Below are 26,963 nucleotides of genomic sequence, written 5' to 3'. Positions count from 1 at the left end.
TTCATGGGCTCGACCGCCGTTCTTCCGCACTCGATGGTAGATTCGGAGCATGGACTTCCTTCGCAAGAACTGGCTCTGGATCGTGATCCCGATTCTATTCGTCATTATCGCTGCTGTTCTTGTCTACAAGCTGACGGACGACCCAGGGTCCGAGTTCGTCTATCCGGTTTGAGCAGATAGAAGCCCGCTGAAGGGGAAAGGCAGCACGATCCTGGGATCAGCGACGGACGATCCACTTCAGGGTCGCGCTACTGGCTGATCCAGGGTCGCGCTATCGACAAAAGGCGCCGTGCGACGAGGCCTCCTCGCGGGCAGCCACGTATACTTCTGCGCCCCATTCCCCCCTCTTCCCCCCCTGCCATGCAGTCTCTGATCCAGTTCACCGAGCGCTTCGGCAGCATGCTTTCTCGCCTGCTGCTCACGGTTCTCTACTACGTGGTGCTCGGCCCCGTCGCGCTCGTCTACCAGCGCTTCGCCGATCCGCTGCACCTCAAGCGGCCCGCCAACGGAAGCAACTGGACGCCCTGGCAGGGCAAGAACGACACCATGAGCGCTGCGAGGCGTCAGGACTGATTCCATGAACGTTCTCGGCCTCTCGTTCTACTACCACGACTCTTCCGTCGCCCTCGTGAAGGACGGCGTCCTCGTGGCCGCCGCCGCCGAGGAGCGCTTCAGCCGCAAGAAGCACGACTCCGGCTTCCCCGAACTCGCCATCGACTTCTGCCTCAAGCAGGGCGGCATCTCGATCCACGACGTCGACCACGTCGTCTTCTACGAGAAGCCCTTCATCAAGTTCGAGCGCATGCTCATCACCGCGATGGCGACCTTCCCGAAGAGCGCCAACGTCTTCCGCGAGTCCATGCAGCGCTGGATCAGCGACAAGCTCTGGATCAAGTCGATGATGGCCAAGCGCCTCGACCTGCCGCGCTCGAAGTTCCTCTTCGCCGACCACCACGTCAGCCACGCCGCCAGCAGCTTCTTCACCTCGCCCTTCGAGGAGTCCGCGATCCTCACCGTCGACGGCGCCGGCGAGTGGACCACCTCGACCATGGCCATCGGCCGCGGGAACAAGATCGAGGTCATCAAGGAGATGCGCTTCCCCCACTCCCTGGGGCTCCTCTACTCCGCCTTCACCGCCTACTGCGGCTTCGAGATCAACGAGGGCGAGTACAAGCTGATGGGCATGCACCCCTACGGTGAGCCGCGCTTCGTCGACGAGATCTACAAGCTCCTCCACGTCGGAGAGGACGGGTCGCTCTGGCACGACATGGAGTACTTCCAGTACCACCACTCCACCAACGACACGCTCTCCGAGGCCTTCGAGAAGCACTTCGGCAAGCCGCGCCGCGACCCGAAGGACGGCGACAAGTCCCTCGATCCCTACTACTGCGATATGGCGGCGAGCATCCAGCGCGTCACCGAAGAGATCCTCCTCAAGATGGTTCACCACCTCAAGGAGATCACCGGCATGGACAACCTGTGCCTCGCGGGCGGCGTCGCGCTGAACTCCGTCGCCAACTACAAGCTGATGCGGAACGGTCCCTTCAAGGACGTCTACATCCACCCCGCGCCCGGCGATGACGGCTGCGCCGCCGGAGCGGCCTACTGGGCCTACAACCACCTGCTCGACCAGCCCCGCGGCCCGGCCCTCCAGCACGCCTACCTCGGCTCCGAGCACACCGATCAGCAGATCCAGGACTTCCTGGAGAAGAACGACATCGCCTACAAGAAGATCGACGACGACGAGGAGTTCTTCGACTTCGTCGCCAGGGCGCTCCAGGACGGCCAGGTCTGCGGCTGGATGCGCGGACGCTTCGAATGGGGCCCGCGCGCCCTGGGCAGCCGCTCGATCATCGCGGACCCGCGCCGCATGGAGATGAAGGAGAAGCTGAACGAGAAGATCAAGTTCCGCGAGGCCTTCCGCCCGTTCGCGCCCTCCGTCACCGAGGAGCGCGCCGACGAGTTCTTCGAGATCCCCGAGCCCCAGCGCCACTGGCCCGCGCGCTTCATGCTCTACGTCGCGCCCGTCCGCATGGAGAAGCGCTCCGACCTCCCCGCGATCACCCACGAGGACGGCTCCGGCCGACTTCAAACGGTCTACAAGCAGACGAACCCCGCGTACCACAGGATCATCGAGCGCTTCGGTGAACTCACCGGCGTCCCCGTGATCATGAACACGTCGTTCAACCTCAAGGGCGAGCCGATCGTCGAGTCGCCCGCCCACGCGTTCAACACCTTCTCGCTGTCGGGCATGGACTACCTGTTCATGAACAACTACATCGTCGACGCCGACGCGAAGAAGAAGATCGCCGATACGGTCTTCCACCTCCGCCACGAAGGCGACTCCGTCACCCAGATGGTTTCTTAGGGAGGCTCTACCGATGAAAGCTATCAACGTCCTCCTGGCGCTCCTCGTGAGCTTCGGCCTCGCCTTCGGCGTGGCCGAACTCGGTCTGCGCCTCCTCGGCTTCGCGCCGCCCGCCATCAACACCGAGTTCGACCCGGCCCTCGGCTGGCGAAAGCAGGCGAACTCCAAGATCCACCGCGAGAGCGGCGAGTACGACGTCACGATCGTGACCGACGCGCTCGGTCTGCGGGATGACTTCTCCTCGACCGAGATCCCCGCGAAGCCCGAGGGCACCACGCGGATGCTCTTCCTCGGCGACTCGTTCACGCTCGGCTACACGGTCGAGCGCGAGGACCTCTTCGTGGACCTGCTGGAGAAGGCCTGGCAGAGGGAAGGCCGCCAGGTCGAGATCATCAACGCGGGCACCCAGGCGTACTCGACGGACCAGGCGCTCGTCTGGCTCGGCGAGCACGGCGCGAAGTTCGACCCGGACGTCGTGGCGCTGTTCCCCTACGAGAACGACATCTGGTGGAACGCGCAGGCGACGTATCTCGGGGAGGGCAAGCCGCTCTTCGACGAGAGCGGGAACCTCGTGAGCGGCGAGCTGCCGGTGCGCGAGCCGCGCGGCTGGTTCGGCTCGACCGCGGTCGGCAACCTGCTCCGCAAGTCGGAGAAGATGCCGCGGATGAAGGTCGGGGACGCGGGCTCGATGACGGTGGAGCAGACCTCCCGCCTGACCGCCCCGCCGGAGCCGACGAAGATCGCCGAGGAGCGTACACGCCTCCTCGTGAAGAAGATGGCGGACGCGAGCCGCGCGCTCGGCGCCGAGTTCGTGGTCTGTCCCATCCCGAGCCGCGAGGCCGTGGTGGCACCCGAGACGCTTCCCGCGGGCACCGACCCGGCGCGTCCCTACCAGCTCTTCGTGGACGCCGCGAAGGCGGCCGGGGCCAAGACGTCGCTTCCGCTGGAGCCGCTCAAGGCCGCTGCCGCGAGCGGCTGGACCCCCTACTACGGCCGCGACTTCCACCTGAACGCGCAGGGGAACCTGATCCTGGCGGAGACGCTGAAGACGGACCTGGAGACCGCGGGCCTCGTTCCACCCGCCGGCGCGAGCGCGGCCCCGATCCACCTGGCCCAGCTCGACGGCTCGAGCCCGCCCCCGGCGGCGCCGGGCAAGATGCCGAAGTGGCCCTTCTGGTTCCTGGGCCTCTGGGCCGCCCTCGGGACGCTCTACACGCAGACCTACAAGGACGAGAGCACCGGCCTCGGCTACCTCAAGGTCGCGGGTCTCCTGGGCGTCGTCTTCGCGACCGCGATCGGCGTCACGAAGCTGATCGCGATCGTGCCGCCCTTCTATGGGCAGCTCCTGCTCATCGGGCTCGTGATCGCGATCCTGACCTTCGTGCTCTACAAGCTCGGGGACCGGGTCGGCACGATCGCCGAGCTGATGAAGGCGTTCACGCTCCGGGGCCACTGGTACCTGATGCCGCTCCTGACCGTGCTGCTCACGGTGGGAAGCCTCCTGGTGGTCGCCGCCAGCTCCCCCCTGATCGCGCCCTTCATCTACACGCTTTTTTAGGCACGGTTGAGACGCCCGGAATCATTTTCCGGGCTAATGGGCGTGACGCACAGCCGATAGCAAGGTCTGTGGCGAGGCCTCCCAGGGGCCCGTTGCCCCCCTGGGCATAGGGTTGGAAGTCGTGAAACCCAGGATGCGGTACGCAGTGCTGGTCCGGGACTCCTGGGTTCCGAACCGTGCCTTTTGCCCGAATTCTTCCCTGGGTACCCTGACCCTGGTTCACCTGACGCCGGGAGATCTGACGGGGACACCCTCTCCTTTTCGAATCCGTGACTTCACATCCTCCCCACGCCAGAACGCCTGACGCGACGGGTGGCCGCATTCTCGGCCACTGCGGGGGCGATGCTCCTGGCCGATTGGAGCTCGACCGGCGCTCGCTGTCGCCTTCGGACGGGTCGCGACCGCTCCGACTGACGGATCTCATCCTTCCGCTCGGCATCGGGGCCGTGCTGCGCCTGGCCCTGGTCGTCGCTTTCATCGGGACCCTCGGCCGTGGCGACGAGGCTGCCTACCTGCGCCTCGGCTGGGGCTGGTCGGAGTTCGGCGCCTACACCGGGATGTGGGCTCCGCTCTACCCGAAGCTCATCAGCTATTTCTCGGGGCTCTTCGGGGACGGCGCGGCCGATGCCCTGAGGATCGTCCAGGTGTTCATGGCCGTATGGGCCGGGGTGTGGACCGCGTTGATCGCCGACATGTTCGGGGGTAGGCGCGCCGGTCTCATCGCGGCCTGGATGTTTGCGCTGTACCTGCCGCTCGCCGGCTTCGCAGCGCTCATGTACTCCGAGTCGCTGTTCCTCTGCTTCTTCCTCCCTTCGGTCTACCAGCTTCTGCGCTACGCCAGGGAGGGACGGATCGCGGCACCCGCCTGGCGCGGGCCGCTCGCGGGCTGCTTGCTCGGTCTGGCGGCACTCACCCGGGAGAGCACGCTCATCTTCGTCTTCCCTTGCATGGTCTGGGTCGCCTTCGCTCTGCGGGGCCACGAGACCGAAAAGCGGGTGGGGAACGCTCGATTCAAGGCCTGGGCCCACGGAAAGGGTCCGCTGGCCATCGCCCCGGCGCTGCTTTTCGGCCTCACCGCGCTGCTCACGGTCATGCCGTGGACGATCCGGAACGCGTGGCACTTCGACCGCTTCGTACCGATCGCAACCTCGTCCCAGGGAAGCTCCGTCGTCGGCTGGAACGCCTACGACATCAACTACGACATCGCCGATCTAGGGGACAACGTCCTCGACGCACCCGGCACGCTCCGGGATAAGATCCGGGGTCCCGAGCCGGCTCCTTGGTCGCCGCGGGCGGTCTCGAACGTGGCGGACGCCAGCGAGCTCAATATTTCCGATGGACTGGATTTCGCGAAGGCAAACCCCGGCTTCTTCCTGCGGAGCCGGATCGTCGAGTTCGTGGACATGATGTCTCCACTTTCGTTCATCCTGCGCTCGCTGCGCATCACGGACGGTATCGGCGAGCCGCTGAATAGTGCTTTGGTGAAGACTCTCTTCGCCGTTCTCGCGGTGCTGATGGTCCCCGCGGTCGTCCTGCTCGGGCTCTGGGGCTGGACCCACGCGCGCGACGCGGGGCCGCTTCGGTCGCTCGCCGCGACGCTCACGGTCTGCACCGTGTCGGTTGCCGCCATCAGCGGCATGACCCGCTATCGTGTGCCGGTGATGCCGCTCTTCATCGTGCTGGGCGCGCTCTACCTCGCGGGCCAGCGCGAGAAGCCGCCGCGGCACCGCAAGATTCTTCTATCGACGCTCACCGTTCTCATCATCCTTTCGTGGATCCCGTCCATCGGACCGATCCAGATGGCCCTTGCCGTGCTCTGGAAGTCGTGAGGCCAGCCATGGAACCTGACGAAGTTCTCCCCGTGGGCCCCATCCCGGAGGCCGTCCTGCGCCGAGAACGCCGGTGGGCCGCGGGTCTCCTCATGGCCATCGTCGCCCTCGGAACCGCTGGCTACCTGAGCATCCCGACGGAGGAAGACCTCGTCATCACCTCGCGAACGGCGGCCGACCCGTTCGATCGAGTGCGCGCGATGAACGCCCTGATCCGCCGCGGCTACTGGGAGGATCGTGCGTTCAAGGAATTCGAGGCGTTCATGAAGGCGTCCCCGAAGGAACTCCCCCAGTTCATGGCCGACATGCACGGCGATATGCTGAAGTCCGACCGCCGGGCCTGGAAGAAGTAGTGCGAGGAGCGCGTCAGTAAGCGCCCGCTTCCTTGAGCGCCGCGAGGACCGCGTCCGCCGCGATCCGCTGGCCCGTGGCGCTCGGGTGCGTCAGGTCTACGTCACCATAGGGTCGAACTTCGCTGTCCATGTAGGCGTCCAGGAGTTCGACGGTGAGAACCCCGCGCGCCCTGGCGTGTTCCGCCACGTCCGTCAGCGCACGAGTCCGAATGGCACGCGCAGCCGCGTACTCCTCGGGCGACATCTCTGCGCGCGCCTTCTTGAGGTCGTCCATCTGCCCCACCGTCGGGAAGACGACCATGATGGGCGTTGCGCCGCCCGCCTCGATCGCATCGAGGAGCACGGTCAGATCCGAGAGGTTGCGCTCGACGAACGGGCGCGCGACCTCGGAGCCGGCGTCGTGCCAGATCTGGAATTGATGGGCGTCGTACACCTTCTTCATCTCCATCGCGGCCGCCTGGTCGAATCCCTTGAACTCGAACTTGGGCAGACCGATGACCTTGTAGCGCAGGTTCCGCGACCAGTAGTCGAGGAGCGCCGTGCCCGCGAGCGGGTGATCCAGCGGAGCGAGCGTTCCCGTCGTGCCGTAGCTCATCGGGTCGAGGTCGTTCAGGTACCAGGCGACGACGACGTAGTCCGGCTTCAGCGGCGCCATCAGCTTGTTGTAGAGCTGCTTCTCCTGGTACGTGTTGTAGCCAGGCAGGCCACAGTTGATGACGTCGACGGGTTTCTCGAGCGCGGCGTCCAGCTCCTTCTCGACCAGGACCGGGAACGTCTCGTCGTCGACCACACCCCAGCCGAAGGTGAAGGAGTCACCGAGGCATACGATCCGCAGCCCGGCGTCTCCGTCGGCCTCGGGGCGCGCTTCGTGGCCGCGAAGACCCATGCTATTGATCTTCGCCGGGTGCATGTACACGTTGCCCGCCGCGTAGATGTCTCGCGTTTGATTCGGGTGGAAGCGCGTGCCGACTTCGGGGTCGAACCAGACCGACGGAAGCGCGCCGTAGCCCTGGAAACGGAAGTACACCTCCGTGCCCACGAAGAGAGCCAGGAGGACGCCGAGGAAGATGCTGAGTCGCAGGAGGAATTTGCGCATGCTGCCCGAATTCTACCTGGGACAAGGCACTCGTAGAGAAGCTCTTCTCCCGGGGACTCGACGCGCCGCGGGGTCGATCTTGGGCTATGCTTGGGGCACCATGCAGTTCCTCAAAGAAAACTGGGCCTGGGTCCTCGCTCCGATCGTGCTGTTCGCCGCTGTGGCCGCTTACCTGTACCTGGCAGGGGACGGAGCGACCATCCCGGACGGCGGGTACAAGACCTACTGATCCGCACCTACTGATCCGCACCTACTGATCCGCACCTACTGATCCGCACCGACTGATCCGCACCTACTGATCTGCGCACGACGAAGGGCCGCCAGCCTGGATCGCGCTCCCGGGCGTCACTCGACGAGGTCGATTCCGAGACGGCGCAGCCAGTCGAAGGCTCCGCAGGCCTCGGTCCCGACGAGATGCAGCCGTGTCCGATCGTGGATCGGCCAGCGTCGCAGCCGATAAGGATCCGTTCCGGCGCGGTTCACCCCTGAGTGGGTCGTGACGGCTTGGCGGTAGCCCGCCGCCTGAACGCTCCGCGCGCTCGCGTCATCGAAGTCCCAGCGGCGGCCGTACGGGTAGGCGAACGTCACACCGCCCGCGCCCGGCTCCCCGAGGAGTTCCTCGAGAGCCGCCCGCCCGCCGGCGATCTCGGCCAGCTGATCAGCCTCCGCGAGGCAGGACAGCACCGGATGGTTCACGGTATGGCCGCCGATCTCGATCGGCGCGGCCGCGTGCAGAGCGCGCGCTTCGTCCTCGCTGAGATAGAGCGCGTCCACGATCTCGCGCGGATGACCGCCGGACTCCAGCACGAGCTCGTCGAGGGCGCGCGCCCGCGCCGCTGGATCGACGTCGTACTTCAGGATCCGCTTCTGGCGATTCTCGCTCCCTTCGACGGCGCGCAGCGCGTCCGCGTGATCGGGGAGCCGCTCTGCGAGCTTGTGGCCGAGTTCCGCCACGCCGAGCTTCGCCTGGAGCCAGCCCAGCGCATGCAGCCAGGGCAGCCGCCGCTCCGCGACCGCGCCGCCCTCCAGGAACACGGTGCAGCGTGCACCTGTGCGCTGGAGCAGCGGCACGAGATCATGCAGATTGTCTCGGTAGCCGTCGTCCATGGTGAGGGCGACCATCGAGCGGGTCGCGCCGTCCGAGAGCCGCGTCGCGCCCTCCCCGACGGTGACCATGTCGTAGCGCCTTCCGAGCGCTCGAAGGATCGACTCCAGCCGGCCCGCCGTGATCTTCATGTCCGCGCCGAGGGCCGCGTTGGTCGCCGGTTGATCCACGCAGTGTCCGTACAGGATGAGCATCCGCGGCTCCCCCATCGCGTCGAACGCGCGATGGAGTCCCGTGTGCCAGATGATGCGGGCGAAGACCTCGCGCGCGGCGCCCTTGAGCCTGTGCTTGATCGACAACGCCCGGGCTCCTAGCCGATGAGCTCGGCGTCGCGGTCCGCGTCGGTGAAGAACCACGAACTCGGGTTCTTCGCGGCGGCCACGACCGGGTGAGACGGGTCGAGCGTGTGCAGGATGATGGGGCGCACGTCTTCTGGTTTGGAGGGACGGAAGCCCGAGCCCTTGAGCTGGCGCTCCCAGCTGGAGCCCACGATCGCGTGGGCCCGCGCGACGGACGCGCCGGCCTTCCGGAGGTGGCCGAGGCCCGCCTCGAGGGCGCCCGCGAAGGCGACGTCGTCGACTGCGGTGATATCCGCGATATACCCGGCGGTCTCGCCGCGTTCGGGCAGCTGCACGACGCACCAGCCCTGCATCTTGCCGCCGGGTTCGTAGACGCCGTGGGCGCGGAAGCGGCCCGACGGTGCGTCGACGAAGCGCCAGTTGAGGAAGGCGTGGTCGCGCTGGACGAACCACGGGAAGTTCTTCGCGACCTCTGCCTGGACGTCGTCGGCTTCGGGCTTGAAGCGCGCGATCGGAACGACGTTGATCTTGCCGAAGAACGCCTTGCGCAGGCGGCCCCGGGCCATGGTGCCGCGCCACGCGACCCACGGGACGGCGCTGGCCGCCGCGCGGCTGACCTTCATGCGCTCCTCGCGTGCGCCTGCGTCGGAAACCAGCACGAAGGTCCACGGGCGGATCTCCCCCACGGCGTCCCAGCCCAGCTTCTGGGTGAAGATGTCCGCGGAGGCGCGGTTGGGCAGTCCGAAGACGCAGGGCCAGCCCGCTTCCTTCGCGAGCTTCAGCGTTTCGGCGTCGAGTTTCGAGAAGAGCCCCTTGCCCCGGAACGCGGAGTCGGTCATGACGTCGCCGGTCTGGCCCACGGTGACGGGGTTCGCGCCGCGCTGAAGGACGGTCCGTGGGCCGCAGGCGTAGCTCGCCGCCAGCCCGCTCTCGCCGCCTTCGACGACGGTCGTCAGCGCTTCCCCGTGGGGCCCGTTTCGGTAACGCCAGGGTAGGACGGTCTCCCCGTCCTTGCGGTCGAAGGAGCGATCGAAGAGCGCCGCCTGGGCGGCGAGGTCGGCGTCCCCGCTGGCGGCGCGGGCGGCTGATGCATCGGAGGGCTCGGTCATGGGCCCGCATGGTAGCCACCTTCTGGTAGAACCTCCCGGGCCAAGTCCGCCAACCCGGTGACTCCCTTTTCCCTGCGACCCGATTTCCGAACCCCGGACCGATTTCTCCCCCATGGCTCAGCTCATCGAATGCGTACCCAACTTCTCCGAAGGCCGTGATCAGAGCGTCCTGGACGCCATCGCCGCCGCCGTGCGCGCGGTGGACGGAGTGACGCTCCTGGACGTGGATCCGGGCAAGGCGACGAACCGGACCGTCTTCACCTTCGTGGGCGAGCCGGGCCCCGTGATCGAGGCGGCCGTCCAGGCCGCGCGGGTGGGCGCGGAGCGCATCGATATGTCGAAGCACAGCGGCGAGCACCCGCGCTTCGGCGGCATGGACGTGTGCCCGCTCGTGCCGATCTCCGGGATCACGATGGAGGAGACGGTCGTCCATGCGCGCGCCCTGGCGAAGCGCCTCGGCGAGGAGGTCGGCCTGTCGATCTACTGCTACGAGAGCGCCGCGCTGAAGCCGAACCGCAAGAATCTCGCCGTGGTCCGCGCGGGCGAGTACGAGGGCCTCGCCGCCCGCATCGGAACGGACGAGTGGAAGCCTGACTTCGGCCCCGCGAAGTTCCAGCCCCGCACGGGCGCCACGGCCGTCGGAGCCCGCGACTTCCTGGTCGCTTACAACGTGAACCTGAACACGACCTCCAGCCGCCGCGCCAACGCGATCGCCTACGACGTGCGCGAGAAGGGTCGGGTCAAGCGCGAGCCCGACCCCGTCACCGGCAAGGTCGTCCTCGATGAGAAAGGGCAGGAGGTCTGGACGCCGGGCATGCTGAGAGCCTGCAAGGGCATCGGCTGGTTCATCGAGGAGTACGGGATCGCGCAGATCTCGATGAACCTCACCGACCTCTCCGTCACCCCGGTCCACGTGGCCTTCGACGCGTGCGTGGAGCGCGCGGCCGTGCGCGGGATCCGCGTCACCGGATCGGAGATCGTGGGCCTCGTGCCGCTGAAGGTCCTGCTCGACGCGGGCCGTCACTACCTGGCGAAGCAGGAGCGCTCTCTCGGCGTGAGCGACGCCGAGCTGATCAAGATCGCGGTCCGGACGCTGGGCCTCGACGAGCTCACCCCCTTCGACCCGAAGACGCGAGTGATCGAGTACGCGATCCAGGCGTCGGGTCAAAAGCGCCTGATCGACATGTCCCTGGAGGCCCTGGTTCACGAAACAGCCTCCGAGTCGCCTGCGCCGGGCGGCGGCTCCATCGCAGCGGCGACGGGAGCCTTCGGCGCGGCCCTCGGAACGATGGTCGCGAACCTTTCCAGCCACAAGCGCGGGTGGGACGATCGCTGGAAGGAGTTCTCGGACGTGGCCGTGATCGGCAAGGCCTGCCACGATCGACTGCTGGCCCTGGTGGACGAGGACACCGCGGCCTTCAACAGGATCATGGACGCGTGGCGCGCGGACGAGTCCCACCGAGCCGCGGCGATCGAGGAGGCGACCAAGTACGCGATCGAGGTGCCGCTCCAAGTCATGGCGACGGCCCTGGAAGCGATGCACGTCTGCGAGGCGATGGTCGAGCGCGGCATGGAAGCCTCGCTCTCGGACGCCGCCGTCGGAGCCCTGTGCCTGGAAACCGCCGTCCGCGGAGCCGCCCTGAACGTGGCGATCAACGCCAAGGACCTGAAGGACGAGGCGGCGAAGGCCCACTACGTCTCCGAGGCCAAGAAGATGGAAGCGGACGCCCGCACGCGCTGCGAAGCGGTGCAAACGTCGGTGCGAAAGCGCCTCTAAGAAACTCAGCGCCCCACCGCACCAGGTGCATCCGAACCGACACAAACGGACCAGGTGCATCCGTTCCGGAATGAACGGACCTGGTCCGTTCATTCCGGAACGGATGCACCTGGTCCGTTTGTACCGGAACGGATGTACCTGGTCCGTTTGTGTCGGTTCCGCTTGGCTTCCTGGGCGAACATGGAGGCGGCTTACGTAGGACTTTCCAGGCAGCACCGCGCGCGATCGGCGGCGGCATGGCCCACTGGCGTTGGAGGTCATGCTCTCCCGGCGTTCATCGGATCCAGAGATTGATCGGATCCCTGCTTCTCGCGGACGCTGACGCGAATGTTGACAGCCCACTCCTCGCTCCCCATCCCCGGAAAGCTCCCATGCAGTACACCTGGCTCCTCGTCACCCTCGGCGCTTCCTTTGGCAGCGTCGCCCACGCGCAAGATCGCCTCTTCGTCCTCGACACGTCTCCCGTCTCCATGCCCGACCTCGTCGAGCTAGATCCCGTGTCGGCGACCCCCATCAACTTGCTTCCGGTCACCGGCCATGAAGCGCTGTTCGGCGGGCTCGCCATCGATGGCGCTGGAGACCTCTATTCCATCGATGGCTACAACGATGCTCTTTCGGACCGCACCTTCCGGATCGATGCGGCCACCGGCGCCGGAACCGTCGTAGGCGACACCAACTCGAATTGGAACTTCCGCTCGGTCGCCGTCAACCCGGTCGACGATGGTCTGTACGGATGGCGGGACAACGAGCTTTTCCGCATCGACAAGGTGACGGGCGCGGCGATTTCGATCGCGAGCGTCGGGCCCGCGATGAACCTCGATCAAGGCACCGCCTTCGCGATCTCCACCGCTGGCGTGGGATACGTGACGGATATCGGCGGCAACAGTCTGTTCAGCGTGGACATCGCCACAGGAGCCGCCACGTTCCTCGGGGACCTCAACACGGGCTCCTCCTGGTTCAATGACCTCGACTTCGACGGCGCGGGCGTTCTCTGGGGCGTCCACAACGGCGGCGGCATCTATCGCATCACGCTCTCCCCTGCGACGGCGACCATGACCTTCTCGACGCCGACCTACACAGGAATCGCCTTCGAGCGGGGAGACATCGGCACCACTTATTGCATCCCTGCGGTGGCCAACTCGACGGGTGCGGCCGCCCAAGTTCGAGGGACCGGCAGCGTGGTCGTCGCCAGCAACTCATTGACCCTCGAGGCGGACCACCTTCCGGTTTTCTCGTTCAGCTTCTTCATCACGAGCCGGACCACCGGATTCGCCGCGAATCCGGGAGGAAGCCAGGGCAACCTTTGCCTGGGTGGTGCGATCGGCCGCTTCGTCGGCCCGGGCCAGGTCCAGAACTCTGGCCTCGCCGGTGAAGTCGAACTCGACCTCGATTTGACCGCGCTCCCGACCCCCAACGGCCTCGTGGCCGCGGCACCCGGAGAGACGTGGAGCTTCCAGGCGTGGTACCGCGACTCCAGCCCAAGCGGCCCGACGTCGAACTTCACGAACGGCTTCACGGTGACGCTGCAGTAAACGAGGGCAGCAATGACTCGAAACCTCTCCGTCGATGGTCAGCTCGACCGTAACGCCGAGTCAAGTGCCGCTACAGGAAGTCGAGCTGGAGACCGTTGCTGAAGTTCGACGTGGCGGAGCCGTTCACGCCGTCGCGGTACCAGGCCTGGAAGTTCCAGGTCTCGCCCGGGAAGGCCGCGAAGGTTCCGTTGGGTTGAGGGATCGCCAGAATGTCGATGTGGAGCGCGAAGCTTCCCGAGGCATCCGACTGTTGAACCTGCCCGGAACCGTCGTAGCGCCCGATACTGCCCACGAGGCACAGGCTCCCCTGACTACCTCCGGGATTCGCCACGAAGCCCTGTGTTCGACTGACGAGGAAGAAGCCAAAGGCGGACGCCGGCATCTGCGACGCCGTCAATCGCACGAAGTTGTCCGCGGTCAACAGGCTGCCAGACCCCGCCAGGAGGCCAGGCTGACCTGTCGAGTTCACGTTCGCGCGACAGTACCCCGTACCGAACTCGATCGCGGTGCCGCGGATCTCGAGTCGGTTGTAAAGACCGCTGGCGGCGCCGTTGAACTCGTAGGTCAGAGCCGTCGACGCGACCCCCGTGGGCAGCGTCGCGGGGCTCGAGGCGTCCCACGTGAAAGCATCACCGTCCATCGGGACCGACTTCAGGTGTAGCCAGTAGCTCGTGAGAGCCATCAGAGTGTGGGGCGAGCTCACCGAGAACGTGAAATCGCCCTGGCCAGCGAAACTCCCTGGGTTCTCCAGGGCGAAGAGGGGGTTGCCAGGGCTTCCGCCGGCGTCCGACCAGATCTCCACGAGCGGACTGATCGCTGCTCCGGTGACATCGAAGGAGAGAATCACCTCGTCCAGTGTGTAGGGCGTCGACCCCATCGTGAAACCGAAGGCCTTGTACTGCGCGAGAGCGCTTCCTCCGAAGGCCGTCCCAGGATCGATCCCGCTGGAAAGGTTCCCGATGATGAGATCGTTCGCCGACGCAGGGGACGCGAGCAGTGCCGCGATGGAAGCCAACAGAGACAGATGAAGCTTCATGCCAGGGTACGGAGGACCTTGTGGGAGCAGAGACCGGGAGCGAAAGCGTATCCCATTCCCACGATCCCTGCAGGCTGTCACAGCCCGAGCAAGATCCCATTTTGCAGGCGTTTCGATGTTCCTGGCGCATCCGCGAACGCGGATGCGCATCGAGCCGAGGAAATCCGACTCAGTCGCCCTGGGAGAGCGACCAGCCATCCTTCCCGTCGAAACGGCACAGGTGCTCGGTCTTGATGAAGTCGAAGCCCGCCTCGCTGAAGCGGCCCAGGAGGGCGATCACCTCCGCGTGCGTCACGGCGCCGTCGTCCTTCGCCACGAAGCGGCAGCGCCAGTGATCCGAGCAGAAGGTCTCCGGGAAGCCGTCCGGGTAGACCTTCACGCCGCGGTTGTCGATCGTGTCGAGGGCAAGTCGCTCTCCGGCCAGCTTCGTCACCTTCTCGCCGAGGACCTTCGGGTCGCGGCCGTCCTCGTCCCAATCGAGGAAGACGTCGACGCCCGCCAGAGTCTTCGTGGGGCGACTGGCCTTCGCGCGGGTTTCGAAGGACTTGGGCGCCGCGTTCTTGAAGCTCGCGCGCGACAGCGTGTTCGGCTCATCGCCGAGGCGCTGGATCACCGAGTTCGCGAAGAGGTCCGTCGTGGCATCACCGCGGCGACCGCGCGAATCGACGAGGTCACCCGTGATGATGCCGTCCTCCAGGGTGCGCAGCCACGCGTTCTGAATCAGGTTCGCGTGATCCGCGAAGCCGAGGTGGACCAGCATCTGCAGCGAGCCCTGGATCAGCGCAGACGGGTTCGCGATGCCCTTGCCCGCGATGTCCGGGGCCGAGCCGTGGATCGCCTCGAACATCGCGAAGTCATCGCCGATGTTGGCGGAGCCCGCGATGCCGACCGAGCCGGTCAACTGGGCCACCACGTCGGACACGATGTCGCCGTAGAGGTTCGGGAGCACCACGACATCGAAGGTGCCAGGCATGTCCGCGATGCGCGCGGTGCCGATGTCGATGATCATCACGTCGGCCTCGATGTTCGGGTGGCGCGCCGCCTCCTCCTCGAAGCACTTCCGGAACAGCCCGTCCGTGATCTTCATGATGTTGTCCTTCACCATGCAGGTCACGCGGCGGCGACCCGCGCGCTCGGCGTAGTCGAAGGCGTAGCGCACGATGCGCTCGGAGCCCGGGCGCGAGATGAGCTTGAGGCACTGCGTGACCTCGGGCGTCTGCTGGTGTTCGATGCCGCCGTAGGTGTCCTCCTCGTTCTCCCGGATGATCGTGACGTCCATGCCGGGGTGGCGCGACTGCACGAACGGGTGGAACGAGCGACAGGGGCGCACGTTCGCGTACAACCCGAGGGTCTTGCGCGTGGTGACGTTAAGGCTCTTGTAGCCGCCGCCCTGGGGCGTCGTGATCGGCGCCTTCAGGAACACCCGGGTGCGACGAAGGACCTCCCAGGCGTCCGGCGACATGCCGGACGTCACGCCGCTCAGGTACACCTTCTCACCGATCTCGATGCGCTCCGGCGCGATCGGCACCTTCGCCGCCTCCAGGATCCGCAGGGTCGCCTCCATGATGGAAGGGCCGATGCCGTCTCCGTAGGCAACAGCGATCGGAACGGGCTTGGTGGCTTGGGCGGAGGAAGCAGTCATCGGGATCAGCGGCTGAGGATGAGGGAGGGATCCGGGCGAGAGAGGATAGCGGAATCGCGCCATCGGATCCCGACAAGGACCTTCGAACCACCACTCCCGAGGTCGAACTTCTAAACTGGAGCAGAAGGAAGTGTCACGGGCCGGATCGGTCCCATGGGAGAGCCGACGCCCATCGTTCTTCGGCCGCGCCGAGCAGCTTCCCTGAAGGCTCCCGACGAGCCTCCCGGATCCGCGTTCCACCGCCTCCGTATTGCAGCCCGTGAACGCCCTTTGCTACACCGCACGTCCCCATGAAGACCGCCCCTTCGCCACCGTCCGGGATCTCGCCCCTTCGAGAACTGCGCTGGATGGCCGTAGCCTGCCTCGCGTCCGCTTCCTGCCGCGCTCCAGCCCCCTCGCCGTTCGTCCTGCAACCGCCTGCGGTGATCATCGCTCACAAGCTGGAGCCAGGTTCTTCCCTCGGACCGATCCCGTCGAGCATGAACGCGAGTGCCTCCAGGGATGAGGAATCTCCGGATCTTGCGATGGAGCCATCTGACGGCGCTGTCACCTCCCCCATCCCTGTTCGCTGCAGGATCCTCTACCTCCGTACCCCGCGTTCAGAATCGCTCGATGCGCTCGGTAGCGAAGCCTCCGTCATCGCGGACCTGGAGGGCTCCCAGCCGGTCCTCCCGACGCCCGTGCTCACGCTGAGCACCCTGTTCGCGCAGGGCCCGAAGGCCGCCGCCTGGCTGAAGTCCCTGGAGGCCGCCCCTGCGACCGAGTCCATGGAGATCGCCGCACGCTCCAGCTTCGTCCCGGTCGGCGCCAGCTCCCGCCTTTCCGTACAGACCTTCGAACTCGTGGAGGACCCGCGGGACTGGCTCGACGAGTTCCGCGACCGTGGTCCCATTCCCCGCGAAGTGGCCGTCATCGTGACGGCCACGAACCACGGACCGCGCGTTGCGCTCAGCGTGACCGACCTCGATCCCGAGCGCGAAACCCGTTTGCGAGAGGCTTTCCTGGAAGATCCGAGCATCTCCGCGACGCCGCCGCCGCCCGCGCAGGACGAGGTCCTCCGCCGCGAGGTCCTCAACATCGGCCGCTATCCGGAGATCGACTCGCCGCTCGTCCTCCACCTCGACTCGCCCTTCTCGGAGGGCAACGGAGCGGCCCTCGCCATGGTCGTGGAGACCCTGCGCCCTGACCAGGTCGAAGGATCGAACGAGGCGGAAGCCCTGGCGGAGCTCGCTGAAGCCGCCGCCGCGCTCGCGGCGAACCAGAGTCCCCTGACCGAGGAGACCCGACACAAGATCGAGCGCACCGAGGCCCTCGACGTCTTCCAGCTCCGCGGTGGCCGATCCGCGCTCCTCCAGGTGGCCGTCGAGTCGGACGCCACGCTGACCCAGGAACTGGCGCTCGTGGCCGACGCCGAGGTCCTCCAGGCCCTGGGCGAGCGGGCCTTCCCCACCGCGGAGGCTGGATCCACCCCCGTCCCCGCAGGGGAACCCACCCGAGAGGTCCCCATCGGCTGGCGCCTCGACAGCGCCGCGTGGAACCTCCTGGCCGAACGCGCGCTCTCCGAGACGCTGGACCCCGAACTCATGGGCGTCTTCTACCGCCGCGCCGGAGCCGTCGCCGCCTTCCCCGACATCATCCAGGACGCCCTGAAAGCAGCGCGAGGCGAGCGAGCGAAATTCGACGAACGGCTCATGACGGAGCAGCGCTACTTCCTCGAGGACCCGTCTCCGTCCGCGCGCCTCCGGGCCTACGACTGGCTCCGGGAATACGGGGTCGAGCTCGCCGACTACGATCCGCTGGGCGAGCGAAAGGAGCGGCAAGCCGCTCTGGAGAAGGCTGCGGAAGCGTCCGCTTCCCAGGGAGGAAACCAGTGAGTTCCGAAGAGACGCAGGCACGCGAGTCCAGCCGTTCGCGGAGGGCAGTCCGCGGGATCTGGCGCTGGACGAAGCGCATCGTCATCGCCGTGGCCGTGGTCCTTCTGATCGCGCGCGCGACCATCGGCCTGTGGCTTCCGAGCCTCGCCAACCGGGTTGCTGCTCCCTATGACCTCCACGTCACCTGGGAAGACCTGGACCTATCGATCCTCGGGCTCAGCCTGGACCTGATGGGGCTGCGCGTGGTGCCGCTGCCCGAAACCGAGCTTGCTGGCGACGAGCGGGACCAGTATCTGGCCACCGCGCAGCCGCTCGCCCGACTCGATGATCTCGGCCTCGACGCGGACGTCTCCGCGCTCTTTCGCGGGGACATCCGCGTGCATCGGGTAGAGGTCGGCGGCCTGGAGACCTGGCTCTCCCGTGACGCTGAAGGCGCGTGGAACTTCGAGCGCCATCTGCCGACGCCAGCGCCAGCCGGGAGCGAGCCGGAGGAAGCCACCACGGTGGAGCCGCCGAAAATCGAAGAGGCGGCGGACGCGGCAGAGGAAGCCCCGGCCGCCGATCCCAGCGCCATCGACTTCTCCTCGCCGGTCGAGATCTCCACGATCGACCTGCACGGGATCCGCGTGCACCTGAACGACGCGCTCGCGAAACCGACCCTCGATACCGTCTTCGATCTCCACGCGAGCATCCGCGACGTGGGGCACCCGGAGCGCCCGATCCAGGCCCGCATCACCGCGCGGGCCGAGCACGTGCTCGATGCTCTGCTCCTGACGGCGGAGGCCGACCTCGGCGAGGCGAAGCTGCTCGTCGACCTCAACTTCGAGGTCGACGGCGTGGGCCTGCGAACGCTCGCCCCCTACCTCGCGCTCGTCGGCATCGAGCCGAGCGCCAGCAAGCTCAACGCGCGGGTCGGCGCCAGCGTCGATCTCACGCCGCTCGCCCGCGCGACCGGCGCGAACGATTCCGAGGACGATGACGTGGTCGACCTGGGCGGCACCCTGACGCTGCGAAACGTCTCCGTGGATGCGGACGGGGAGGTCGCGGTTCTGCTACTGCCGACCACCGTGGTCGTGAATCGAGCCCGAACGACCGCCTATGATCTGGAGAGCGCGGTCGTCAGCGGATTGCGCGCCCAGGCGACGCGTCTACCCGGCGGCACCATGCGCGTCGCGGGACTCGACTTCGTCGGTGCGCCCGCGAGCGCCGACGACGAAGCCCCGGTCGACGAACCCGAGGACCCGGCCGCGGCGGCTTCCGCGCCGCCGTCATTTCGCCTGAAGCGTTTGGCCCTGGAGAACGTCGAACTCACCTTCCAGGACGAGGCGCTCGCCGTGCCCCAGACGCTCCTCTCGAGGGTCTCCGCCGAGGTGCGCTCGATCGTGCTGGACGCCGAGACGCCGGGGGCCCCGCTCGAGCTTTCCTTGAACGCCGCCGTGGAAGGCGCGGGCTCGCTCGGACTCACCGGCACCGCCGTTCCCACTGGCGATGAGATCAGCGCCAACCTGAACCTCTCCGGGTCCGACGTGACCCTGGACACCGTGCGGCCCTACCTGGAACTGGCCGGGCTCCGCTCGACGCTGACCTCCGGGACGATCGCGGGGGATATTCGATTCCGGATGGTCCCCGGGAGCGACGGTGACGATGCGGACGCCGCGACGCCGACTCGGATCGAAGGCGCCGTCTCCGGTCTTGAGTTCCGCGATGGCGAGACGCTCCACGCGGGCCTCGAAACCCTCGAGCTGAACTCGATGGTGATCACGCAGGACGAAGGCAGCACGATCGAGCGCGTGGGCCTCGCGGGCGCGACGCTTCCGATCGAGCTCTTCCCGGGCGGCGCATTCCGCGGCTTCGGCCTGGAGACCCTGGGCCTGGACGCCAGCGCTGAAGGCCGCGACCTGGGGCTCGCTGCCGCCGAGATTGGCCTGACGGACCTCGCGTTCGGCGGCGCGGGCTCCCGCGCGACGCTGACCGGCAGCTTCGACCTCATGAACATCGCCGACGACGTCCAGCTCGACGGAAGCGTGGTCACGCGGGAAGGTCCGCTCGACCTCGACGCCGAGCTGACGCTGTCCGGCCAGAACGTCTCCTTCGAAGGCCTCCGCGAGATCCTCCTGGCGCAGGGGATCGAGCCAGATCTCGAGGGCGGCGCGATCCGGCTGGCCGCCGAGGTCTCGGCCAAAGCCAGCGACGAGGAGACCACCGTCGTGCAGGCGAGGGTCCATGACATCGCGCTCACGAACCGCGGCGTCGATGTCGTCGCCATCGACGAGGTCAAGGTCACGCGGCTGGAGACCGGCCCGAAGGGCACCCACATCGACTCGATCGAGCTGTCCGCACCGCGCGTCATCCTTGCCCGCGACGACGCGGGGATCCTGCTCGCTGCGGGCCTGCGGATCGGCGTGCCGACCCAGGGGGCCGACGTCGTCGATCAGGAAGCCGCCGCCGACACGGCGGAGCTGGCACAGGCTCCCCCGCGGCCGGGATCCGCTGGTGACCCAGCTGAAGACCCTGCTGGAGACCCAGCTGCGAACCCTGGCCCCGATGGTGAGGCCGCCGCCGGTGGCGGCGGACTCGTCATCGACCGCGTCACGCTCGCCGGTCTCAGCGCGCGCTGGTCGGATGCGTTCGTGAGCCCGACCGTCGAGACGGAGTTCACGGCGGCGGCCGAGCTCGTCGACATCGACCTTTCCGGCGGCGACTCGGCCACCCCGCTGAAGCTCCACCTCGAAGCGGCGCTCGAGGGCGCCCTTCGGTCGATGACCCTCGACGGCACGGCGAGCCTCGGCGGCCCGTCCCGGACGGCATCCGCCACGCTGGCGCTCGACGGCCTGCGCGCCGGGCCGCTCGCCTCGTACCTGCCGCCCTCGATGGAGGTGACCCTGGAGGACGGACGTCTGCGTGCGACCTTCGAGGCCTCCGCGGAGCCGGGACAGGAAGGCGGGCAGGCCCTCCGCGCCGCCGTGACCGAACTCGACTACCGGGACGGGGCCGACGGCGAGGCGCTTCTCGCGTTCCAATCCTTCGTGTTCGAAGCTCCGCGCATCGACAGCGAGGCGCGCGTCTTCGAGGTCGAGACGCTGGCCACCAGGGGCTTCGCGTTCGACGCCGAACGAACCGCTCCCGACCGCATCAAGGTCCTCGGCCTCGCGCTCGTGAGCCCGCCAGCTTCGACCACCGAGGTCACCTCCGACTCGGCTGCGGACGGCGCCGAAACGTCCGAAGGCTCCGTCCCTCCCGACAGGGAAAAGGCCACGCCAGCACCGAGCGGCCCCGCACCCGGCAACGATGCGACCGTGACCTTGCCTCCCACCGTCCGGCTCGGAACCCTCGACCTCGGGATCGATCGCCTTCGCTACATCGACAGGACACGCGCGGACGCGATCCCGCTCGACCTGAGCCTCGCCCTCGTGACCCCGGGGCCACAGGTGCTCTGCCGCCCGGATCCCACGGACCTTCCGCCCCTCGAGTTCTCGGCCGTCGGCGCGATCTCTCCGCTCGTCGAGAAGCTCTCCCTGACGACTTCCCTCGAGCCCTTCGCCGCCGATCCCGGCGCGTCGTTCCAGCTGAGCATCGAGGGCATCACGGGAGCGCAGCTCGCTCGAATCTCGCCCGAGGTCGCCGCGGAGATCGACCCCAGCGCCTACGTCGACGGAAGCTTCGAGGTCGAAGGCGATGCGCGTTTCTCGTACGCCCGTCGTGGCCCCCTGGACTTCAGCCTGGACCGCGGCTTCGGAGCGATTTTCAGCATCGAGAAGTTCGCGCTCAAGGAGACGCCGGACGCCGAGCCGACGGGCTTCGACAGGCTCGACGTCGACGTCAAGCGGGTGTCGCCGGACACCGGTGACGTCCGCATCAGCTCCATCGACCTGAACGGACTGCGCGCGCGCTTCCACCAGAAGAACGACGGCATGGTCGTCGCTGGCCTCCGGCTCCCCAACCGCCCCGCCTCGAGCGACACCTTGACCGAGGAAGCCGTTGAGGAGCCTTTCGACGGGGACTCTGGCGGCTCGACCGCGGAATCTTCGCCCTCGGCTGGCGCCACCGAGACAGAAGCGCCGCTCGATCCCGAGATCTCCATCGATCGCCTGACGGTCGCCGGCCTCGACTTCGAGTTCCTGGATACGACCGTCGAGCCCACCCTGCGCCTGCCGATCGCCGACCTGCAGCTGGAGGTCCAGCGCTTCACGACGCGAACGCTCGTCGAGCCACGTCCCTTCTCCTTCCGCGCCGTCGTCGACGCCGGACAGGTCGAACTCGAAGAACGCAGCGGCGCGGACAACTTGCTCTTCGGCGTGCTCGGTTCCGCCGCCGATGTCGTGACGGGCAAGGACGACAAGTTCGAGACCGAGTCGCGACGCGTCTGGGACCTGCTGGAGGCCTCCGGCAGGCTTTCGCTCGGCCCCGAGCTACGCGGTCGGGTCCAGGTTTCACTGCTCGGCCTCGAGCTGCCCGCCTTCCGTGGGCCAGCCCTCGCCGCTGGCGTCAAGATCGGCGACGGCCTCCTCGACAATCGAACCGCTCTACGGTTCCGCGAGGACGGCGGCCTGAGCCTCGACACCAAGACGACCGCCTCGTACCTGTCGCTTTCCGAGCCGCCGGGCGGCCCGATCACGCAGTACCTACAGCTCCCGGCCCCGCTCGACACGGTTCTCTATCTGCTTCGTAACGACAGCGGCGAGCAGGTCATCCCGATCCGGCTCGACATTCCGGCGGACGGTGTCAGCGCGACCCGGGTGGCGAGCCTTGCTGCCACCACCCTGGGCACCCTGATCACGGACGCCGTCAGCTCGGCGCCGATGCGCGTGCTCGGGCCCCTGCAGAACGTGGCGGGAGCGCTGGGACTGACGCGGGAGCCCCTGACGGCCGAGACCGTCACGCTCCAGTTCGCCGAGGGCGCCGCAACGATGGCGGCCGCCGCCGTCGAGCGAACCGAGGACGAGTCGGAGCGGAACGAGCAGCTCGTGACGAACGCTGACCCCCTCGGGAACGTGGTGCGCGCCCTCAAAGGCAACCCGGACCTCCGCGTGGTGGTCCAGGCCGAACTCGGCGAAGGTGACCTCGACGTCGCGCGACGCCTGGGCAACCCACCGCGTGAGTCGATCGAGAGCCTCATCGAATACAATCGCCGACGGAAGGCATCGCTGGAGCGCGAACGCAGCCAGCTCGCCGCGCGCGCGCGGGCCCAGGTCTTCGCGGGCGCCGCTGGCATGTCCAGTGACCGGGTCGCAGGCGGCCTGAATGCTGGAACGAGCCCGTCGGAGAGTCGAAGCGAGGTCCTCGCCAGGCTTCAGTCCCTCGACTCCGAGCGCGCGGCCGTCGAGAAGGCGCTCGATGATCTCTTCTCCTACATCCGGCCGGGTGCCGAGCGACGCGCGGATATGCGGACGCGCAACGCGGCGCTGGCGCTCGCGAACCAGCGACTCGACCGCGTAAGGCTGGCCCTCGTCGGGCGCGTCGGTGACGCCGTCGCCCGACGAATCGATGTCCGCCGAGCTCGATTCCGAAAGAGCACCGAGAAGAACCCGCTACCGCCACTCGGCCTCGTCACCGTCACGCCGAAGTGAGCCGCTCTCCACTGAACTGGCCTTCCAGCCGAACCGAATCCTTCCTCGTCTCCATGAAACGTCTCCGTCACCCGCTCCTCGGGATCCTCGCCGTCGCTGCGCCGCTCTTCACGTCCTGCGTCACCCACTCGGTCGCCACGGAGTTCCACGGCGTGGCTGGAATCCGCGGCGTCCCCGTCGAGTACCAGACCACGACGTCGTGGGCGCTGCACGGGCTGTTCATCTTCCCCCTCCTCGGCGACGCCAGAAAGGCCTCCGTGATCGACGCCTTCACCGAGGAAGCCGCTGCCAAGGGCGGAGCCCGAACGCGCATCTCGCAGACGAGCAGCTTCACCTACTGGTTCATTCTCCCGCCTCTTTCGTTCTTCATTCACCCGGTCACTTCCACGGTCGAAGGGGACATCGAGATCCAGTAGCCGGGGGCGCGCGCCACTCGATCCAAAAGAGCGCCCGGGGCCCATCGACTGGCGATGGGCCCCGGGCGCTGCTGACTCGGCTAGGTTCCGGAAGGGAACAGCCCAGAACGAAACAACCCTGCACAGACGGAACTGCAGGGCCGCTGACGAATCAGTGGTGGTTCGTCACGACGTGGCGCTGGGGCGGCGGGACCAGTCCGACCGCTCGTCCAAGGCGCTTCTTGCCGTGCTGCGGGTTCTCGATGTAGTAGAGGCCACGCTCATACACCCGGCGGAGGCGCTGGGGCATCGCGTAGTACCACTTCTCGTAGGAGCGAACCATGCGCTTGCGCAGCTCCTCCAGCTCGATCTGGGTGAAGTGCTCGTGCTTGTAGCCTGAGCGGTTCGACGACACGTAGTTCTCGGAGAGGTCCGAGATGTCGATGGACGCCTGGTAGTTGTCCCACGACTCGGTGCCGATCAGCGGGTTGAACACCGAGATCCGGATGAGGTCAGGGCCCGCGAGGCGCAGGACCTTCTCGGTCTCCGCAATGTCCTGGGGCGTCTCGCCGGGCGAGCCGACGATGAGGTACACCTTGGCCCAGATCCCCGCGCGGCGGGTCATCTTGGCGGCATTGACGATCACCTCGGGGGTCAGGTCCTTCTTGAGGACGTCGAGCATGCGCTGCGACCCGGATTCCCAGCCGTAGTAGATGCGGCGGCAGCCAGCGCGGTGCATGTGCTTGAGCAGCGGATAGTCGACGCAGTCCGCGCGAGTGTTGGCTACCCACTCGAACTTGAGGCCGCGTCGAATGATCTCGTCGCACATCTCGTGGATCCGCTTCTTGCGCAGCGTCAAGATCTCGTCCACGAAGAGGATCACACCCGGATCGTAGGTCTTGATGATGTGCTCGAGCTCGTCGACGATCGCCTCGGTCGAGCGGACGCGGAAGCCGCGGCCCGTCAGCTCCTTCTGGCAGAAGATGCACTTGAAGGGGCAGCCGCGCGTCGTGAAGATATAGACGAGGTGCTCGGGGTTGTTCTTGAAGTACGACTCCATCGGCAGGAGGTGCCGCGCCGGAATCGGGAGTTCGTCGAGCTTCTTGATCAGCGGGGGCGCGGGGTTGTCCACCCAGAGCTCACCATCGCGCATGGACGCGAGGCCGGGGATCTCCAGCAGAGCGTTGTCGTCGTTGCCCTCGATCGAGCGAACGAGTTCTGGGAGCGTGTGCTCCGCCTCGCCCTTCAGCACGTAGTCGAAATGACCGGAGTCGAGGAAGACGCCCTGGTCCACCGAGGCGTGCGGCCCCCCCATGACGGTGATCTTGCCCTGTTCCTTGGCGTACTTCGCCCAGGCGATCGCGCGACGGATGTTCGGGGTCAGCGCGCTGAAACCGATGATGTCGTTGGCGTCGATGGCCGCCTTCATGTCCTGATCGTTTCCGACTCGCTCGTCGTGCAGCGCGATGGGTAGCTTTTCGCGCTCCATCATCGCCCCCAGGTAGCCAATCCCGAGGATCATCGAAAGCGGATCCTCTTGCACGTGCGGCTTGACGTAGGTCAGGAGTGTTTTTTTCATCGAAGCGTCGGTTCTAGGCAGGAGAAGCCAGATACAGGATCGCGCGCCGAGCGAGGCCCTGCTGGACTCCGCTGGATGTACGAATACGTTCTTAGTCTACGCGGCTGGCAATGGGCTGCAAATAGGTGCTGATTGCATTCTATCGACCGAGAGGTGGGTTCGACCCACAGATGATCTCACCTTGATGCACCCTTCATGGTGAATCGGCCCCTGGGGGCTCCGGACCGGTCCGGATTTCACACGGAGCGTCCCGGACACGTTTTCGGGGCAGACCAGATCCGGTCAAATTACCGCACCCCAGGCTTCGTTCGAGGGGACGTCGCTACTTCAGGACGAGCGTGGAGACCCGGTAGAGCTGGCCGAGGTCGTCGTAGCGAGAGACCAGTTCCGCCGCCAGCGTTGGCGCGACCCCCGCCATGCTGTCGAATTGCCAGAGACCGCTGAAGGGATCGAAGAAGAGCCACATCCCGTGCTCGTCGTCCCGATGCCAGAGAAGCTCGTGGCTGCCGCCGTAACCCAGCAGGCTGAAGACAGACGTTCCAGGGACGTCGATCACGGAGTACACGAGGTTCAGGAAGTGAGCCCCGAATCCGATCAGCGGCGTCTGCGAAGCGACCTTCATGCCGCTCGCCTCGATCAGATGCCTGTTGTCCGCGGGATGGTCGGGCTCGTAGTTGGCTCGAATGACCTCCCAGCTCTCTGGATTCAGGTCCTTCAGCGCGGGTATCAAGGTCGGGCGGCCGTACGACTGAAGCCGGAGGAGCGTCTTGGCCACGTCGAGGCACATCCCGAAGCTGTAGCCAGCATCCAGATCGATGTGGAAAGACTTTCCTCGTTCGGTTCGAAGCACGTGCTTCGGGCTGAGGGCTTGCATGGAATCCTGGGGAGGGCTCGTGGGAGAGTCGGCGCACGCCGCGCGCGGCCGTTTCGTTCGAGTACCGTCCGGGAGTCACCGGCGCCCCCCAAAGAATCCGCGGAAATCTGGCGGTAGCCAGACCTCCGCGAGCGAGCTGCGTAGAGCCAGATCAGGCCGCGTACGGATTGACGCGCGTACGCGAGCAGGTTTCCACACAGAGGGAAACAGGGGTCTCCGGATCCGTTCCGGCATGCCAGTACGCCAGGTACGCCTCGAGCGTGATCGCCGTGACGCCCGGGGTCGGGCCGGGCTGGACGTGAAGCGGCTGCGTCGTCGGCTGGACGTAGTCGCTGAAGAGCGTCCAGAACTCGACCGTGTAGGCGTTCGTGTTCCCGCGCTCGGGATGCCCTGCTCCAGCCGCCGTCGTGACACAGATATCAGCTTTCGTGTCCGTGCTAGAAGCCGGTGCCCCCGTGACGGTGGCGGTCGGTCCGGCGGGTGCGTTGGAACGGCCAGGATCGATCTGCTCGAGGTTGTCCTCCGCACTCGGAGCCACGGGCACCACGGGCCACTCCTCGTTCGCCGCGTAGTAGCTCACGTCCGCAGAAGGAACGCCCCGGTAGGTCGAGACCCACGAACGCGAAAAAGTCGAGCCCGTTTGCCAGATCGCTCCGGCGCCGGTTTCCTTGAGCGCCTCACTCCACTCCGCGAGGGACGTGAAGACGCGCGCTGGATTCGAGGGTTCCTCGGCCGTTGCGGCTCCGGCGGGCGGGAGCTTGTAGCTGGAAGCGAACACCCATTCGTTCACCTGGCGCCCGCTCTGCGCGTCCACGTAGCTGAAGCCGTAGGCGCGCGTCTCACCGTCCTGGACGATCTCCATGGACTCGTTGACGGCGAAGCGCGGGTCGAGCTGGCTGGGAACCGCCGCGCTGAAGGTGCTGGACGGGTAGGAATAGGCTTCGGAGGAAGAACTCATGGCGAGAGGGGA

At 66.9% G+C, this 26,963-nt stretch carries 20 protein-coding genes; 12 read left to right on the top strand and 8 right to left on the bottom strand.

The genetic code is table 11. The features are described 5' to 3' along the window. Positions 1–49: 49 nt before the first annotated feature. The 6 genes from Poly30_RS28380 (at position 50) to Poly30_RS11375 (ending at position 6,108) form a co-directional block, all read left to right on the top strand. Positions 50–172 carry a hypothetical protein gene (locus tag Poly30_RS28380; RefSeq protein ID WP_419191262.1) on the top strand — a complete coding sequence of 41 codons (123 nt, stop codon included), beginning with the start codon at positions 50–52 and terminating at the stop codon, positions 170–172. A gap of 188 nt (positions 173–360) precedes the next feature. Further along, the gene (locus Poly30_RS11395; RefSeq protein WP_145197326.1) at positions 361–573 is read left to right on the top strand and encodes a hypothetical protein; all 213 of its coding nucleotides are present in this window, start codon (positions 361–363) and stop codon (positions 571–573) included. 4 nt (positions 574–577) lie between these two features. Continuing rightward, positions 578–2,368, top strand: a complete 1,791-nt coding sequence (locus Poly30_RS11390; RefSeq protein ID WP_145197324.1) for a carbamoyltransferase family protein — start codon at positions 578–580, stop codon at positions 2,366–2,368. Between the two features lie 13 nt (positions 2,369–2,381). After that, on the top strand, positions 2,382–3,926 hold the full coding sequence (locus Poly30_RS11385) for a DUF5989 family protein (protein ID WP_145206105.1): 1,545 nt from the start codon (positions 2,382–2,384) through the stop codon (positions 3,924–3,926). A gap of 269 nt (positions 3,927–4,195) precedes the next feature. After that, positions 4,196–5,755: an ArnT family glycosyltransferase gene (locus Poly30_RS11380; protein ID WP_145197322.1), complete on the top strand. Its 1,560-nt coding sequence runs from the start codon at positions 4,196–4,198 to the stop codon at positions 5,753–5,755. Between the two features lie 8 nt (positions 5,756–5,763). After that, the gene (locus Poly30_RS11375; RefSeq protein WP_145197320.1) at positions 5,764–6,108 is read left to right on the top strand and encodes a hypothetical protein; all 345 of its coding nucleotides are present in this window, start codon (positions 5,764–5,766) and stop codon (positions 6,106–6,108) included. 13 nt (positions 6,109–6,121) lie between these two features. On the opposite strand, the gene Poly30_RS11370 is transcribed toward Poly30_RS11375, so the two are convergent. Further along, positions 6,122–7,204, bottom strand: a complete 1,083-nt coding sequence (locus Poly30_RS11370) for an SGNH/GDSL hydrolase family protein (protein ID WP_145197318.1) — start codon at positions 7,202–7,204, stop codon at positions 6,122–6,124. A gap of 100 nt (positions 7,205–7,304) precedes the next feature. On the opposite strand from Poly30_RS11370, the gene Poly30_RS28375 reads away from it, so the two are divergent. Further along, on the top strand, positions 7,305–7,433 hold the full coding sequence (locus Poly30_RS28375) for a hypothetical protein (RefSeq protein WP_419191261.1): 129 nt from the start codon (positions 7,305–7,307) through the stop codon (positions 7,431–7,433). Positions 7,434–7,549: 116 nt separating this feature from the next. On the opposite strand, the gene Poly30_RS11365 is transcribed toward Poly30_RS28375, so the two are convergent. Then, positions 7,550–8,608 carry a polysaccharide deacetylase family protein gene (locus Poly30_RS11365; protein WP_145197316.1) on the bottom strand — a complete coding sequence of 353 codons (1,059 nt, stop codon included), beginning with the start codon at positions 8,606–8,608 and terminating at the stop codon, positions 7,550–7,552. Between the two features lie 11 nt (positions 8,609–8,619). Then, positions 8,620–9,717, bottom strand: a complete 1,098-nt coding sequence (locus Poly30_RS11360; RefSeq protein ID WP_419191260.1) for a GNAT family N-acetyltransferase — start codon at positions 9,715–9,717, stop codon at positions 8,620–8,622. A gap of 112 nt (positions 9,718–9,829) precedes the next feature. Here Poly30_RS11360 and ftcD point away from each other — a divergent pair, with 112 nt between their 5' ends. After that, complete coding sequence (gene ftcD / locus Poly30_RS11355; RefSeq protein ID WP_145197312.1) at positions 9,830–11,494, top strand: glutamate formimidoyltransferase; 1,665 nt, start codon at positions 9,830–9,832, stop codon at positions 11,492–11,494. A gap of 371 nt (positions 11,495–11,865) precedes the next feature. Continuing rightward, positions 11,866–13,026: a DUF6923 family protein gene (locus tag Poly30_RS11350; RefSeq protein ID WP_145197310.1), complete on the top strand. Its 1,161-nt coding sequence runs from the start codon at positions 11,866–11,868 to the stop codon at positions 13,024–13,026. 70 nt (positions 13,027–13,096) lie between these two features. On the opposite strand, the gene Poly30_RS11345 is transcribed toward Poly30_RS11350, so the two are convergent. Then, positions 13,097–14,062, bottom strand: coding sequence for a choice-of-anchor R domain-containing protein (locus Poly30_RS11345; RefSeq protein ID WP_145197308.1), 966 nt, complete (start codon positions 14,060–14,062; stop codon positions 13,097–13,099). A gap of 169 nt (positions 14,063–14,231) precedes the next feature. After that, positions 14,232–15,704 carry an NADP-dependent isocitrate dehydrogenase gene (locus tag Poly30_RS11340; RefSeq protein WP_145197306.1) on the bottom strand — a complete coding sequence of 491 codons (1,473 nt, stop codon included), beginning with the start codon at positions 15,702–15,704 and terminating at the stop codon, positions 14,232–14,234. Positions 15,705–15,994: 290 nt separating this feature from the next. Between Poly30_RS11340 and Poly30_RS11335 the strand changes: the two genes are divergently transcribed. From Poly30_RS11335 to Poly30_RS11325, 3 genes are read left to right on the top strand one after another with little or no spacing between them, the layout of a single operon-like run. After that, complete coding sequence (locus Poly30_RS11335; protein ID WP_145197304.1) at positions 15,995–17,578, top strand: hypothetical protein; 1,584 nt, start codon at positions 15,995–15,997, stop codon at positions 17,576–17,578. Further along, positions 17,575–23,145 (top strand): DUF748 domain-containing protein, encoded by a 5,571-nt coding sequence (locus Poly30_RS11330; protein WP_145197302.1) that lies wholly within the window; start codon positions 17,575–17,577, stop codon positions 23,143–23,145. Before Poly30_RS11335 ends, Poly30_RS11330 begins: the two co-directional genes overlap by 4 nt. Positions 23,146–23,198: 53 nt before the next feature. Beyond that, the gene (locus Poly30_RS11325) at positions 23,199–23,561 is read left to right on the top strand and encodes a hypothetical protein (protein WP_145197301.1); all 363 of its coding nucleotides are present in this window, start codon (positions 23,199–23,201) and stop codon (positions 23,559–23,561) included. Positions 23,562–23,712: 151 nt separating this feature from the next. On the opposite strand, the gene Poly30_RS11320 is transcribed toward Poly30_RS11325, so the two are convergent. The 3 genes from Poly30_RS11320 to Poly30_RS11310 all read right to left on the bottom strand — a co-directional run bounded on the left by Poly30_RS11320 (position 23,713) and on the right by Poly30_RS11310 (position 26,951). Continuing rightward, complete coding sequence (locus Poly30_RS11320; protein ID WP_145197299.1) at positions 23,713–25,119, bottom strand: B12-binding domain-containing radical SAM protein; 1,407 nt, start codon at positions 25,117–25,119, stop codon at positions 23,713–23,715. Positions 25,120–25,441: 322 nt separating this feature from the next. Further along, a complete protein-coding gene (locus Poly30_RS11315; RefSeq protein ID WP_145197297.1) occupies positions 25,442–25,993 on the bottom strand; it encodes a hypothetical protein in 552 nt (183 codons plus the stop codon). 151 nt (positions 25,994–26,144) lie between these two features. Continuing rightward, positions 26,145–26,951 carry a hypothetical protein gene (locus tag Poly30_RS11310; RefSeq protein ID WP_145197295.1) on the bottom strand — a complete coding sequence of 269 codons (807 nt, stop codon included), beginning with the start codon at positions 26,949–26,951 and terminating at the stop codon, positions 26,145–26,147. Positions 26,952–26,963: the final 12 nt, after the last annotated feature.

Source organism: Saltatorellus ferox (assembly GCA_007751475.1).
In the GTDB taxonomy this organism is placed as follows: Bacteria; Planctomycetota; UBA1135; order UBA1135.
Note: the sequence above shows the minus strand (reverse complement) of the source record. Positions and strands in the feature narration are given on the sequence as shown.